The following is a 14,457-nucleotide window of genomic DNA, read 5'->3' on the forward strand; positions in this document are numbered from 1 at the left end:
GGAAACAATATTTCGCCTATATCAGGAATAATCGGGCCGGGTCGGAGTGAGCGGAAAGGAGTCGCGGTGCATGAGATCTGGCGGCTGGACGGCGCGCGGCCGCGGTCGGTGAGCGCGGAGAACCCGGCCGGAGCGCCAGGTGCGGGCGGCAGGGCCGCCGAGGGAACCGGCGCGGCGGCAGCGCGCGAACTCGGCGTGGGCAGCGCACCCGCCAGCGGATGCCGTCCACGAGCAGTCGTTTGATCCATGTCGGTGGGCGGCCTGGCTTCTTGACATTGGGCAGCAGCGGTCGCAGCGCTGCCCACTGCGCGTCGGTCAGGTCCGCCCGCCTCGTCAGCACTACGCTAGCCACGAGATCTTCGGCGGTCTCCGGTTTTCTTGGTCGTTAACCCGTCCACCGGAACCTATTTGATCAACGACACGCCGATGCTATTCCTCACCATGGATATCGACTGGTCAACCCTCGAAACGCACCCTAGCCAAAACTATGCCGCAGGCTTCGCTTTACTCTGCGGACCGCTCAGTCGCTCCCCTTCAGGGGCCTCGACCCCCGCGAGCAATAGTCAATAGCTGTGGATCAAGATTTTTAGGCGGCTACCTCGTCGGGTCGCACGGCCAGAACACCCTGGACGAACATCGCGCCGGCCCGGACTAGGGCGACCATGTGGGGTGCGTTGACCGCCCGCCGGCGGGCCTGCGCGGACTCGATCAGTTTGAACGCCCTCGCCAGGCCTGGCGCCCGCGAGCCCGGCCCCTTGGTGCCCTTGGTGCGATGCCGGACGGTGGCGAAGGTCGACTCGATCGGGTTGGTCGTGCGCAGGTGGATCCAGTGCTCGGCCAGATAGTCATAGAACGCCGGCAACTGCTCGACACAGTCGGCGACCTTGGCGACGGCCTTGGGAAACCAACACCGCTGCTCGCGGGTGGCTGGGAAGACCTCGCGCAGCGCGCCCCAGAATCCCAGCGCTCCCGTCACCGACGGCCAGGACCGGCGCGACCATGCCGCGCCGGCGGCGGTCGCGCAGCAGATCCGCCAACGACTCGGTCGTTTCCCGGTAGCCATCGGTCAACGTGACCAGCTCCTTTCGGCCATCAGCACGCACGCCGATCGTCACCAGAAGACACAGTTTGTGTTCCTCCAGCCGGATGTTGACGTGGATACCGTCCGCCCACAGATACCCGTAGTGGTGCTTCCAGGAGTACTAGACCGGCGAGTGGAGCGCGCCCTCGTCAACCCCTACTACATGAGCGTCGTCAGCTACCAAGGCATCCACTACGAGGGCAAACATCAAGCACTGGTCGAACCCAACACATGGCTGGCCGTACAAGACGTACTCGCGGCCCCCCCCAACCACACAGGAGAAAAGGACCGCGTCCACTTGCACTACCTCCGCAGCACGATCTACTGCTCGGACTGCGGAGGACGATTGGTCTTATCACGCTATCGAGACCGGCGTGGCGAGATCTACGGCTACTTCCTGTGCCTAAAGAAGACGAGAGCCAACAACTGTCGTCGACCTGCCGTCAGCGTGGAACGCATCGAGGATGGGACAGCGACTTTCTACGGCAGCTCCCAGATTGAGGAGGAGTACGCCGAACAGATACGTGCGACCGTCCGCGCCGAGCTGGCAACCGAACAAGCCGAAGCGGCACGAGGGTTACAACGGGCACGCGCCGCAAGCAACAAGCCCAAGACGAACGACAGAAGCTGCTTGCTGCCCACTACGCCGGTGCGGTTCCTCAGGATCTGCTGGCGACGGAGATGCAGCGTCTTACGCGTGTGCTGCTTGAAGCTGAAACTGAAATCAAGGCTGCGGAGACCACCACGGCGGACGTGGAAGAGACCTTGGTGAAGCTCTTGACGTGGCTAGTCACTGCGAACGGGCCTACTTGCGCCTGACAAGATTCGACGCCAGATCAACCAAGGATTCTTCGAGAAGCTGTACATCGGGAACGACGGCACTGTCATGCGCGCCGAGCTGACCGAACCGTTCGCCGCATTGCTGACCGCGAGAACAACGATCCGGACCGACAGGGCCACCGACGCCAGAGAACGGTGATCTGGGCGTCTCAGGCGATCTCGGAACGGCGAAGACCGCCGCTGACGCGTCCCTGCGCCGATGACCGTGTGGATCGTTCTGCAACGACACGACGGTCAGGACGCACGACATACGAAACAACACGGCCAGCGAGAATTTCCTCGCTGGCCGTGTTGTGAATGAGAACCATCTGGTGGACCTTGGGGGAGCTTATTACAACCCAAAAGACCAGGTCAGGGCCCTCGAACAGCTTCGCGAGAAGCTTCCCAGCCTCGACGCACCCGAACCGACGTCGGGCAAGCGGGACCGGCCGCGGCGGGCCCGGCAACTCGGCAGCGATCAAGTCGAACAGCTGATCGCCGACTACCGGTCCGGCGCGACCGTATACGAACTCGGTGACCGGTTCGGCATTGAACGGCGGACGGTCAGCAGCATCCTCCACCGGCACGGCGTGCCGATGCGTCGCAGTGGCCTCTCTTCCGAACAGGTCGACAACGCCATCCACTTGTACAACCTCGGCTGGTCCCTCGCGCGAGTCGGCGATCACCTGGGCGTCAACCACACCACCGTGCTGAACAAGCTGCGTGAACGCGGCATCCCCACGCGAGACACCCATGGGCGTCCGCGCGTCGAAGCAGGTGGTGCTCGGTGAGCCGGCAAGCAGTTATGCCAACTCGATCAGGTTCGGACGGAGCTTCTGTCGTTCGCGCCGTCACCGTGATCATGGGCGTCGTCGTCGGACTCACCTTCCTGTTCGGCTTCGGCAACGTCCTCAACCTCGCGCTCCGGCTCGGAGTCCCGGTCTGGGTCGCACCGCTTGTCGCACCTGCGGTCGATCTGTCGATTCTTGGTCTACTGCTGGGCACCCGACATCTGGCGCTCGCAGGCGCGTCTGCGGATGTACTGCGGCCGGCTCGTCGACTCCTGATCTTCGCGAGCTTGGTCACGTTGGCGTTGAACGTGGCCGACCCGGTTATGGCGGGTGAGTACGGAAAGGCAACTTTCGACGCCGTCGGCCCGCTCCTTTTGATCGGCTGGGCTGAAGTAGGCCCCAGCTTCCTGCAGGCGCTGGGTGACTTCAGTTCTTCGACGGCCACGCGCAGTGCGGTCGCTGAAGAGCAGTTGGAAGTGCTCATGCGAGAGAAGCCGGAAGTCAGCTCGGCGAGCAGTGAGACCAAGTGGGACGGAGCAGTCGACCGGGATAGGTCCCACCTGCCGCGACAGAAGCGTTCGCCGGAGAGGCTCTTGGGATTGGCGCGGGAAGCGGACGCTGCGCATCGAACCGCGCACCAGAAGCCGATTTCAGCGGACACGCTTCGTGTTCAGTTGAGCATAGGTGCGACTCAGGCGCGGCGGCTGGTCAAGGCCGTGCGCTCCGAGTTCCAGGCTCGGAGCGAAGGCGGTCAGCGGCAGAGCGGCGTTCCGCAAGACGGTGGGCGGGGCGAGCCTGTTGCCGCCTGATGTACAAGGCCAGGACATCAGCCGCGGTCGCGGCGTTGATCGAGGCCGGAGCTCCGCCAATATGGCGCGCAGTTCCCACGACCAGCGACACGGCCGGCGTGTGCACCGCTGCCAGAGCCTGCGGGGGCGGCACCAACGATAGCCGCGCCGATCCGACTGCCACGGTCGCGCCGACCAAGCCGCTGTTAACCCTGACCTGCTGTCGGGTCAACGTTCCTGAATGAGAGTCTGAAGGGCGTGAGTCTTGATGACGACGCGATTGAAGAACTCGACCTCGTGCTCGGGCAGACGCATCACCTACTTGGTGAGGCTGGCGACGAGTTGGCACAGCGCCTCGTCCAGGCGGCCAAGCTGACTCTGCGCCGTGACGGCGGGTACTTCCACCCGATGCCTGGCGACAACTGGCGGTCGGATACCTACGAGGCCGTGTTCGAGGTGGCACCGTCGTTGGTTCCGGAGTTCACCAGCGAGATTGTCGACCGTATCTGGAGCAAACTGGAGCCAGTGCTGCGACAGCACGACCGTCACGATGTGTTCGGAGTCGTCGTTGAACCGACAGTGCCGCCGCTGCCGGAGGTGGCTGCTGACTGGCGGGCGCGAGCCGAGCGGCCACCTGTTGCTCTGCCGGGCAACCAGGCTCGTCGGGAGCGAGCTGATGGCGGCTACCCGGTAGTTGACGGGCTAACGTTCGGTAGTCGAGCCGAGATTGTGGTTTATGAGTTGCTCGTCGAACTCCAGCGGGCGTGCTCCCGACACCGAACCATCGCAATGATGCCGTTGCCAGCAGCCAAGCTGCGCGACGCCGGTGTGCGCACCCCGGATTTCGTCGTGGTCGGCAACGGCCGCGCGATAGTGATCGAGGTCGATGGACCGCACCACTACGGCACCACACGGAAGGCCGACGACGCCGACCGTGACCGGCACTGGGATCGCTGTGGTGTGCATACCGTCCGGATCGGTGCTCATCACACCGACGAGCCCGCTGCCCTGAAGGAGCTACTGCGGGAAGAACTAGACCGGTGGCTCTTCCAGACAAGGTGACGATCAGCACGATTCACGTCCCGTACGACCCGACTCGATCACCCACCTGGTGCCCGCGACGACTAGGGCTAAGGACTCCGACTACGAGCTGTACAGCTTGTACGGCATCGTCCGAGGCTCGCGCGGCGGTGCGACGAGGTTGTCACCCGGCCAAAAGGGGCCCTCCGCCACGAAGCGGCGAATGTGCCCCGTCAACTCGTCCAGGTGTTGTTGCCGGTCGACGGGTCCGGCTTGGGATCGGGAGCCATCCGGATGGTGCAGTTCGTGGACCGTGTTCGGACCACCGCCGACCAGGACGGCCGTCAGTTGCGGCAGGCCCATCGGCATCGCATCGCACCCCTGGTTCCGTGCCACGTGAGCCACGGCTTCGACAACCCGCTCCCAGTCGCCGATGCGATGCCACAATGCACCGCCGTCCAGCTCGTACGTCAACGTGGACAGAGGCACCAGGCATCCTGGTGTCCGTCCCGGGAACTCGGTCAGGCATCGGTACATCCGGCCGCCGTCGGGTTGCGGCACTACAGGATGCAGCAGGGTCAGAGCGTGCACGATCGTTGCGTTGATCGGTACCGGATGCTGCGGAGACTGGTAAGGCTCGTGCAACGTCAGCAGATACACGTCTTGCACCGTCACGACTGCCTGTACCTCCTTGATGTCGCGCCAGGTCCGTTCACTTGAAATCTTCAGCCGAAGCGCCGATGCGTTCTGGCCGGCCATCTGGACGCTTCGGGTGCAGCGTGATCTTGACCTGATGGGTTCGCTGGCCGGTGAGAGTGCCGCTTGTGCCTGACTCAATCACCCAAACCTTGACTCCGGCGTTGGCTTTGCCTTCGCGGGTGAGGGCGACGGTGAACTGCATCTCGACTGGGCCGACCTCGAACTCCATGGGACTGCCAGCGCCGAGTTCTTTGGCACGCAGTAGTTCGGCGCGCACAGCCTCGACGGCTTCGGCGAGGTCGGTTGATGCTTCCTGCACTTGAACTCCTGTTTGTCGTCCGAAGGGGTCAGTCCGATCCAGCAGCACCGAAGTCCTCGGCAAGTTCGTCTAGTCTCTGCCGAATGTCGGTGATCTCCGACGCGAGCTCCCTCAACGCAGGGCCGAGTTCATCGAGTACGCCGGGGGCCTTTCTGAAACTGTTGCGATACGGAGAAAGCTCGTCGAGACGGCCCGTGACACGCCTTGCTGCATCACGGGCTCTTCTCGTAGTTTCCATCGCGTACTCGTTGTATCCGTGGCCGCCGCGACCGGTGGCCTCGGCGAACTCTCCGCCTTCGGCGAACGCGCGGTACAGCGTGTCCAGATCATCGGACACCAGTGGAAGCATCTCCATCCCCGCGCCGATTCCGTTGGTCAACCCAGGCCGGACAATGTTGAGCAGCTCCTGGATGCTCGCGATCCTGCTGGCCGCTCTCCGAAGTTGAGCCTCTGGAAGGTTTGAGTACGCCTGCGAGTAGAGGTTCCACAGGTCGCGCCGGGCCTGCTCGGTTGGTGTTTCGCCGCTGAACGCCACCAGAACTGCCTGTTGATCGGGACGCAGTTCGCGATGTGCCTCGGCGATGACCGCAGCGATGCCACGGGAATCGGGCACCGCCACCGCGGCGCCGGCGAGCAGCTCGAAAGGCATACGCTGCCGATGTTTCTTCGCCACACTCGCAACGTGACCCCACAGGACTTTGTCGGTCGGCGCCGCGCGGCTGAGCAACGTTAACGCGTGCACCAGCTGGTAATCGCGTACATGGGGAAGGATACCGATGATCACCCACGGCTGGGCGCGAATCCGTTCGACCACAAGATGTTCAGCGACCGAGCTGGGGTGCACCGGTTGCCAGTACCCGTCCGATGGACGGCCGAGTATCTGACCGAGAAAATCGGCGATGCGGCCTAGCGATTCCGGTTCGTCTCTGTTGGCGTAGCGGGCGAGGACAGCGAGAGCGTCGGCTCTTGTGCGGGCACCGTACAAGCACACAAGCGCCACCAGGTCGTCGAGAAGCCCTTCGGGGAACTTGTCGAAGCCCAGTTCCTGTGCGACACGCAGCCAGTACCGGCGTTCGTGCGCCAGCAATTGATCTCGCGTGGACTGTGCGACGACCTCATCGCCCATTGATCCAGCGGCGAGCAGCGCCGTCAAAGCCGCTACCTGGCAGGACATCGGAGAGCCGTTCACCGTGGCGGGGAGTGCTGCGCCTGCTGCGACACGTTGTGCGATACCTGGCCAGTCCCGTCCTGCGCATTCACGGATGCTTGGAAGGCGCGCGGCGAAGCCGCGTACGGCCTCGCTGAACAGCCTGACTTGCTGTTCGGTTGATAACGGCTCGACGTCCACCTGATGTGCGCGAGCATCGTGGAGGACGTCTTCGAGCAGGCTGCTCCGGGTGCGCATCAGGTCCCACCAGGTTCCTGCTGACCGTGCCAGGAGCAGGAGTTTTACCGGTAGCTCCTCGTCCTCGTTACGCGACAGGTGTTCGATCAAGGGGCCGATCACGTCGGGTTTGGTCTCGGCGTAGTCGATCACCACGAGCGTTGGTTGGCGCAAACGGGTCAGCCGAAGGAGGCTGTCTCGGGCTTCGGGGCTCATGGCGTCGAACTCATCAACGAACGCGGCGGCGCCACCGCGCTTGGCCACGGCACGCACCAGCTCGTGGGCGAGCCGGGTCTTCCCGACGCCTGTGGCGCCGTGTAGGAGGCAGGCGCCGAAGCCGGCCTGCGACGCCCAGTCAAAGAGGTCGACGAGGTCGTTGCCCTGCGAGCGGTACGGCAGGACGTCAGCAGTAGGCCGAAGGAGCGAAACCCACGAACGGGGCTTCTGCCACGGCAAGTTGACGCTGATGATACCTTCGAGGTCGGCGGGTTCGACGATCGGATCGTGCTGCACGCTTGCCCGAAGTGCCTGCTGCACCTCCTTGCCGAAGATGAACTCGGTGATCGGAGTGGCGGCGAGGCGGTTCGAGTCGCCCACGGTCTCAGTGATCACACCGATGAGCCGGCCATGGCACAGCACCGGCGCGCCGGACATACCCGGCCATGGATGCGGCCCCGTCCGCCACAGCTTGCTGTCGACGCTGATGTGAAACTGGCGTCGTGCAGCTCCCGACAGCGGATTCACATGCCCGTCAATCTGCTCGTAGTCACGAGGAGCGTCCGCGCCGAGCGCTTGAAAAGTCGGGAACCCGTGGGCCTCTACCGGTACCCGCGGTGCCGCAGAACTCAGCAGGCCCCATCGAGCTGGCGAGACAGTAGGAAGGCCGATCGCCTCTAGTTTCAGCAGGGCGACGTCCAGGTCGTCGTCGTACCATACTCGCCGAAATGGCAGCCAGTTGTCGGTGTCGAAGAGTTTGACTTCGCCAGACTCACCCACGACGTGTGCCGCTGTGAGAACCAGGTCGTCGGAGATCCGGTAGCCCGAACCGCCCTGGGACGAACGCACCATCACCACGCGGTGTGCGGTCCGCGGCACGAACAGACCTCCAACAGGCTGCAGGGTCACGCTCAGATTCAGGTGACTCACGACGACAAGATCAGCACCGATAGAAGAACAGGGAACCTCGCGATGGATACAGATCAGCGCAGTCTTCACCCAATCGGACGCGGGTGAGCTAGCCAGGCGATTCGGCAGGAGCTGCGGTGTCAGGTGGAGTAGCGCTCGGCTAGCCGGTCGAAGAACGCGGCAAGCCGCTTCTCCGTTGCCGGGCCCTCGGCGAGCTCGGCGCCGCCGAAGCGATAGACCTCATAGCCGCAAAGCCGCAGGTCGCGGTCCTCGGCGACCATCTCGGCGTACCGCTGCGGGTCGGAGCGCCCGGACTCGTCTGCGTAGTGCTGCCGGCCGTCGCATTCGATCACGATGCGGATTCGCTGTGGCAGGAGCAGCAGGAAGTCCATGCGCTGGCGGGGCAAGGGCGCATCACCTGGAACATGGCGTGCTCGGGTGTACGGGTCGTAGTGGAGGTACACCTGCGGGAGCAGAGCCGGAATGTCGTCACCAAGCCGGACGTAGCGCTCAGCGTATGCACGCAGGATCCGCCGCTCCGCGTCGTTGTCGCCCAGTGAGCGGTCGAGCCGCCGGTACAAGCTGCGCGAGACCTCGCGTGGAGGTTCCGCCGTCAGCCCTTCGCACTCGGCCCACCACCTGGTCAGATCAGTCCAGGTGAGGCCGTGCGCCGCTAGCGGCCGGTCGTAGATGAGGCAGAACTGTTCGTTCCTGACCACCTGGACGTCATTGTTGAGCGCATCGGTGAACACGATCTCCGGTTTGGGGCCGTCCGCGGCGAAGATCAGGTTCTTCATAGAGCCGGACACACCAGTGCCGATCCTGCGGCCGGCAAAGACGGGCGCACCGCTGATGGCGTCGACCTGGACGATCTCGTAGCCGTCGTGAACCAGTGTCTGGTTGAGGAAGTCGTGCAACTGCTCGACTTCGGCAAGGTTCGTCCGGACCGCTGGGTGCAGCATCTCGGCCAGGAACCGCAGGAGCGCGTCATCGCTGTCGGCCAAGCCGAACCGCTCGTCGTCGAAGATCCAGTCGTCGGGCCAGTCCAGGTTGGCGATGCAGTGCTGAATGATGTCCTCCCGCGCCGTGGGGAACTGCGTGGACCGGAAATCTGTGGTGGGCAGCGTGTCCAGGTCGTAGAGGCGCCCGAGGAACTCCGCTTCGTTGAGCACGCCGTACCAGGCCGTGGCGGCGAGACCCTCGACGAGGCGCCGCCGGGTGACATCGGTGATGCGGCTCGCCGTGGCGATGGTGTACCTCCTGGGAGTCGGCTGCAGGCTGTGAAGAGGTCGTCAGTCAGGCTGGCGGCGGCTCGCTGGCCGTGCAGCGAAGTCGCTGTTCGTTCTGTGCAATCGCCTTTCGCGCTTCATCGGTCGACATGCCCCAGAGTCGTGCGAGGTGATCGAGTGTTCCGAGGAGATCGGAAGGCACGGCTGGGCGGCTCCCGGAGCGGGCGAAGGGGCCGTCGGTTTCCAGCAGGACGCGCTTCGGTGGAATCCGTTGGAGCAGCGGCACGGCTTTCTTCGACCGGACCATGGCCGGGTTGATCGAAAACCAGAGTCCTGCGGTAAGTGCGTCGTCTACGGCCGACAGCGGCCCGGTGTACCAGTGCAGGATTGCCGGCACGTGCGCTTGCGCGAGTCGGGCGATGGTCTCCCGCTCGGCGCCCCGGCTGTGGACGGTGACAGGTCGAGTTCGCACCTGAGGGTCGGCCAAGATGGCCTCGAACACACGAAGCTGTTGCTTTCGGGTTGCGACTCCGGCGCGGGAGAAGTCAAGTCCGATCTCGCCGATCCATGTGGCCTGCGGCAGAAGTCGGAGAAATCGAGCTAGATCATGAGGGGATGCATCTCCTGCGCGAAGCGGGTGAAAGCCCAGTGCGACATCGACGCCGTCACGACGGCCGAGGCGGGTGCGCAGGAGACGGTACTTGCCGGGATCTTCGGTCACAGCGATCACGTGCACTCCCGCGGCGTGGGCGCCGTCTAGAACCGCGACCGGGTTGTCGTAGGCATCGATGTGGCAGTGGGTGTCGGTCAGCGCTGGCGTAGTCACGATCGCGGTTCCATCAGTTCGGTCAGGGCGCCGCGTGCTCCGTTGGCTAGCCAGGCGCGAAGCTCGGCGAGTCCCCGTCGCCAGACTCCTGTGAACGCTGCGCGTTCGCCTTGTGGGAGCGGGCCGTTGCGTAGGACGTCGCGATCCGGTCGATCCGCGAACGCACCGGCTATGACAGCCCGTAGGTCCGCTCCACGGCGGCTGCGGCGGTTGAGGAGGATCGTGATGTCGTGCTCGTCGAACACGTCGTAGGCGTACTCGTCGTCGTCCCATCCGACGTGCGCCAGCGAGGCGCGGCGAATCAGGCAGGGGAAACAGTATCCGCAGTTTCCTTGCTTGCGGCCGACGTAGCGGGCGGTCTCGGGGTGCGAGCAGGAGACGCTGAGTGGCACCAGTCGGCGCAGCAGTTCGGCATTCCGGGATTCGGCGAGGATCTCGCCCTTGGTACGCAGTCGGTACGGGTTGAGAACCGGGTTTGGCACGCCGATCGCGGTGGCGGCGGCGCCGAGTTGGTTCATGAAGTGTGGGTGGGTCGTGCGGGTGCTCGCGCTGCCGACGCGGGATCGGATGAGGGGCACGTTGATGCCGATGAAGCCGTTCTCCGGCACGTACACAGGCGTCTCGATTCCCTCGGCGGCAGCGAGAGCCAGGGCAGCGGTCAAGAAGAGTATTGACCGAGATCGCGTTGTGTTCTCGCGGAACCTGGGCAGCGCGCGTGCCTGATGGCTGTTCGCGGGAGCGGGACGCAGGTAGAGGCGGCGAGAAACGATGCGTTCGGCGCCGTACTGTTCGTTCAGTTCGTCGAGGAGAAGCTGTTGGGCGGTGGATGCCTGTCCGCCTTCGTGGTGGGACAGCAGGCACAGCCGACGGCGGGGATCTTCTTCGAGAAGATCGATGACGCCGCACAGCGAGTCGAGACCGCCGGAAAACAGACACACGCCGTCCACGTCGAGCCCAACCGGCCGATCAGCGGGGGGAACGCCGGCCACTTGACCGAGCGGGTGGCGATCAGACTTGTAAGGGCTGATCTCCCAGTGGTCACCGGTCAGAAACCGTAGGGCCGTGTCAAAGCTGGCGCTTTGCCAGGCAGCAGTGTCTTCGACGGGAAGCCGGAGGTTGATCTCCCTCGTCCAGGAGTCCAATGTGTCACGCCGCCGGGTGGTCTTGTCGGCGCAGTACACGGCTGCTCCAAGCAAGAGGAGGTCGGCAGCTGGCCGGGGCGGTCTCCAGCCGGCGAAGAACTCAGGGCCGGTATCGCCGGTTTGGATCGTGGCCGCGGTCCGAGCAGGAGCCCAGTCGAGTAGCCGGACATCATCGGGTTCGGTCACCGAGGTGGTGAGATCGGTGCGCACCAGGTAGGTGGTCACTGTGCGTCTCCGTCCAGTCCTTGGAGGGCCTCGTACGTCATGCGGACGGTGTCCTCGGCGATCTGGCGTCCCTCAGGGCCGGCCCAGTCGACCGCGTAGGGGTCGTCGGGGATGCGGAGTGAGACGAGGACCTGGATGATCTGGCGCATTTCCTCGTCCGCTTGGCGCACGGCGTGCGGATCGGTGATGCGGCTGAGGCGTTCGGCAATGACCGGAACCCGGTTGTAGACGTACTGGGCGAGGAACGTTTCCAGCAGGGTGGGCAGGTTCTCCCGCGAGACGGCCGTCTCAGCGGTGTCGGTCAACTCGGTCCACGTGTCGGCGTCGCCGAAGACCTCGTCCAGCACGTCGCACGCGGCGTCGCGAGCAGCTTGGGAGTCCAGGTCATCGCCGTCTCCCGCGATGAAGGTGATCAGTTCATCCAGGACGTCGAACCGGGTCCGGCCAACGAGAGTGTCCAGTCCCAGCGAGGTCAGTGTGTTTTCGAGCCCGGTTCCGCCGACACCAGCGAGCAAGGCGCCGAGGCGCTGGACGCCACTGCGTCCGGCACGGGCGCCTGCTGCGGCACCGCCAGCTCCACCCAACACGGGAACGTGGCGAGCGAGCACTCGCTGGGCATACGTGCGAGTGCTCGGAGATCCGGAGGTCAGCCCGCGCACGTAGGACGCGGTGGCGTGTTTGAGCGGAGTCCACGCTCCGCCGCTGCCCGCGGTGCGATCGGCCGAGGTCCCCATCAGCGCCGGCCGCTGAGTCGTTGTGCTTCGCGGGCGGTGCTGATCATGGTCCTCAGACCGGGGACGTCGCTGTTTTCCCACTGGTCCAGCAGCGTGGACACTGTCGGATGATTGGCAGGGAGGCGACGAACGGCGTTCCCGGCCTGCGCAGGCGGGACGGCCGCGGGTGGGATCCGCATGAGGGCGTCGCAGATGCCTGACAGGGTGTCGGGTGCCCGCTCAGCGAGTTCGAGCGCGGCAACGAAGGCCGGTCCGCCTGGTCGACGCGTCAGTACCTCCACCAGCGCTTCCACGAGCTGGGCACGCTCGTCGTCAGGCAGCTTTGCGATCTCGTCACAGGCGAGTCGGCGCGCTCCGGCAACCTCGGTCTGCACCCTGGTGAGTAGTTCCTGCAGGTGGGGAGGAAGCCGAGTGACGGCGACGCCGAATGCGAGTTTGTCGCGGGAGTAGGTGAAGTACGGTCTCAGGTCCAACTCACCGAGCGGAGGCTCCAACCCCAGCCACGCGCGCACGTGCGATTTGTCCGCCCACGCCCGCACATCTTCGGCGACCGGCGGCTGTTGTGAAGCCCTCCGCCCCCGCTTGCCGGCCGGGGATCGGCGGGCGCCCGAAGACCCGTCGGCGGTCTCGTTCTCGTCAGGCCGAGGCGTGTCCCTCTCGTTGTTCGGTTCAGAGATGGTCGCTCCAGCCCGTGCGATGGCCTCCGCAGCCGCAAGCTCAGGGATCGGGCCGGGCGAGGTGAGTTGCCAGTCGAACAGCCGCTGGAAGTCGCTGAAGTGTTGTTCCTCCAGGACCATGAGCTTGGCTAGTACCGGCAGGTCAAGGGCGATCTTCCGGCGCTGCGCGCTGCGGTGCTTGAGCAGCAGGTTGTTGAGGAACCGCTTGAGCTGCCTCGGGTTCCCGCGCAGCCCGCCCCCGAGGACCTGGGCGATGCTCGCCGCCCAGTTCAGGTCGCGCACCAGGTCGTCCGGCACGTTGCCGAGGACCTCCCCGGCCACGCCGACGTTGAACGCGACCTGCAGGTTCCCGGCTTCGCGGCGGCGGCGGGTCTCGTCCAAGACCTTGGCGAACTGTTCGTTGTCGAGGCGCAGCTCGGCCAGCAGCAGGTTGACGTAGGTGTCGGCCTCCGGAGCGGCCAGCGGCGGGATGGCCACCTTGAGCTGCAGCATCTTCTCCAGGTAGTCGGCACCGATCCCAGCGCCGTCGGGCCGGCGCAACTGCGGATAGCGCGAGTCGATCGCGGACTCGACAACCGCCTGGTTGGCCGCCATGACGTAGGCAGTCTTGGGAGTGTTGAGGAACAACCGGATCGCCTCGAACGTGTCCACCACGGTCTCGGGCAAGCACCGGTCGAGGTCGTCGATGAACACCACTACGGCATCCACGTCTTCCAACGTCATGACGACCTTCGCGAACTCAGCCCGGAACCGCCCCGCATCCGCGATCGCCTCGGCCGTGTCGTTACCCGACGCGGCCTGCTTGGTCTTGGGATCCTCCAGCAGCTTGTTGGCCTCACTCGCCACGGCGTTCACCGCGGCCTTCGTCACGTCCAGGACCTGCGGATCGATGCTCGGATCCATCGCCTGGATCACGAAGGGAGCCGCGGTCTGGGCGCCGGCTACCGCGACCCGTCCGCCCCTGCGCCCCCACCGGCCGAAGCCCTGGGCAAACCTACGGAGCCTGGACACATGTTCCTGCTCGTCGGGGGCGACCCGTTGGCCGACCGCGTCGAGCACGGTCGTCATCAGCGCGACCTTGACGTCGTCGTAGTCCTCGTACTGCCAGGGACTGAACTCGACGCACACATACCGTGACGGCAACTTCTCGCCGTCACGGATCTTCAGCAGCTCCTGCCGGGTGATCCGCATCAGGCTGCTCTTCCCAGAGCCCCAGTCCCCAAGCAGGCCCACCGTCAGCGGGAGCAGGCGCGGCTCGGTGAGCGCCACGAACAGGGTGTCCACCAGGAAGTCGAAGCCGAGAAGATCAACCTCGGTTTCGTTGTCCGCCCACATCGCTTCGCTCCGTCCGACGCGGCAGCTTGACTATCCGCTCCTCGGTGGCCGCCGGCCGAAGGCGAACATCGAGGATAGATCGGCGATCAGCGTCGATGGTCATCTGACAGGCGTGTCGGCGACAACCACATACCGTTACTGTCGGTTACCAAGGCTTGACCGGTGCGTTGTGATCACGATGCAGCTGCCTGGTGCATCCCTGGTGCGGCCGTTTACTCGCGTCGTTGCAGGATCCTGGATGGACCCAGCCGGTCAACGAAGTG

12 protein-coding genes and 1 pseudogene are annotated in these 14,457 nt (G+C 64.9%); 3 read left to right on the forward strand and 10 right to left on the reverse strand.

What is annotated here, in order from left to right; translation table 11 throughout:
• Positions 1-16: 16 nt before the first annotated feature.
• Complete coding sequence (locus ABD156_RS28845) at positions 17-352, reverse strand: transposase (RefSeq protein ID WP_344280528.1); 336 nt, start codon at positions 350-352, stop codon at positions 17-19.
• 234 nt (positions 353-586) lie between these two features.
• Positions 587-1,184: pseudogene (locus ABD156_RS28850) on the reverse strand (transposase); the annotation flags it as partial.
• Positions 1,185-2,232: 1,048 nt separating this feature from the next.
• Here ABD156_RS28850 and ABD156_RS28855 point away from each other — a divergent pair.
• From ABD156_RS28855 to ABD156_RS28865, 3 genes are all read left to right on the forward strand, one after another.
• Positions 2,233-2,691: a hypothetical protein gene (locus ABD156_RS28855; RefSeq protein ID WP_344280531.1), complete on the forward strand. Its 459-nt coding sequence runs from the start codon at positions 2,233-2,235 to the stop codon at positions 2,689-2,691.
• A gap of 14 nt (positions 2,692-2,705) precedes the next feature.
• Positions 2,706-3,500 (forward strand): hypothetical protein, encoded by a 795-nt coding sequence (locus ABD156_RS28860; protein WP_377925991.1) that lies wholly within the window; start codon positions 2,706-2,708, stop codon positions 3,498-3,500.
• Between the two features lie 237 nt (positions 3,501-3,737).
• Positions 3,738-4,541 (forward strand): hypothetical protein, encoded by an 804-nt coding sequence (locus ABD156_RS28865; protein WP_344280537.1) that lies wholly within the window; start codon positions 3,738-3,740, stop codon positions 4,539-4,541.
• Between the two features lie 81 nt (positions 4,542-4,622).
• Here ABD156_RS28865 and ABD156_RS28870 read toward each other — a convergent pair whose 3' ends face one another.
• Genes ABD156_RS28870 through ABD156_RS28905 form a run of 8 tightly spaced genes read right to left on the reverse strand, consistent with a single transcriptional unit; the run spans position 4,623 to position 14,143 of the window.
• Positions 4,623-5,258, reverse strand: a complete 636-nt coding sequence (locus ABD156_RS28870) for a hypothetical protein (RefSeq protein ID WP_344280540.1) — start codon at positions 5,256-5,258, stop codon at positions 4,623-4,625.
• Positions 5,212-5,517: a trypco2 family protein gene (locus tag ABD156_RS28875; protein WP_344280544.1), complete on the reverse strand. Its 306-nt coding sequence runs from the start codon at positions 5,515-5,517 to the stop codon at positions 5,212-5,214. The genes ABD156_RS28870 and ABD156_RS28875 overlap by 47 nt, the downstream gene beginning before the upstream one ends.
• 28 nt (positions 5,518-5,545) lie before the next feature.
• Complete coding sequence (locus ABD156_RS28880; RefSeq protein ID WP_344280547.1) at positions 5,546-8,116, reverse strand: serine protease; 2,571 nt, start codon at positions 8,114-8,116, stop codon at positions 5,546-5,548.
• Between the two features lie 50 nt (positions 8,117-8,166).
• Positions 8,167-9,303, reverse strand: a complete 1,137-nt coding sequence (locus tag ABD156_RS28885; RefSeq protein WP_344281240.1) for an AbiJ-related protein — start codon at positions 9,301-9,303, stop codon at positions 8,167-8,169.
• Positions 9,304-9,322: 19 nt separating this feature from the next.
• A complete protein-coding gene (locus ABD156_RS28890) occupies positions 9,323-10,081 on the reverse strand; it encodes a TatD family hydrolase (protein ID WP_344280550.1) in 759 nt (252 codons plus the stop codon).
• Positions 10,078-11,448 (reverse strand): Qat anti-phage system QueC-like protein QatC, encoded by a 1,371-nt coding sequence (gene qatC / locus ABD156_RS28895; protein ID WP_344280553.1) that lies wholly within the window; start codon positions 11,446-11,448, stop codon positions 10,078-10,080. Before qatC ends, ABD156_RS28890 begins: the two co-directional genes overlap by 4 nt.
• On the reverse strand, positions 11,445-12,182 hold the full coding sequence (locus ABD156_RS28900) for a hypothetical protein (RefSeq protein WP_344280556.1): 738 nt from the start codon (positions 12,180-12,182) through the stop codon (positions 11,445-11,447). Before ABD156_RS28900 ends, qatC begins: the two co-directional genes overlap by 4 nt.
• Positions 12,182-14,143: a KAP family P-loop NTPase fold protein gene (locus ABD156_RS28905; RefSeq protein WP_344280559.1), complete on the reverse strand. Its 1,962-nt coding sequence runs from the start codon at positions 14,141-14,143 to the stop codon at positions 12,182-12,184. Before ABD156_RS28905 ends, ABD156_RS28900 begins: the two co-directional genes overlap by 1 nt.
• Between the last annotated feature and the right edge of the window lie 314 nt (positions 14,144-14,457).

The organism is Amycolatopsis albidoflavus (assembly GCF_039525725.1).
Taxonomy (GTDB): domain Bacteria; phylum Actinomycetota; class Actinomycetes; order Mycobacteriales; family Pseudonocardiaceae; genus Amycolatopsis; species Amycolatopsis albidoflava.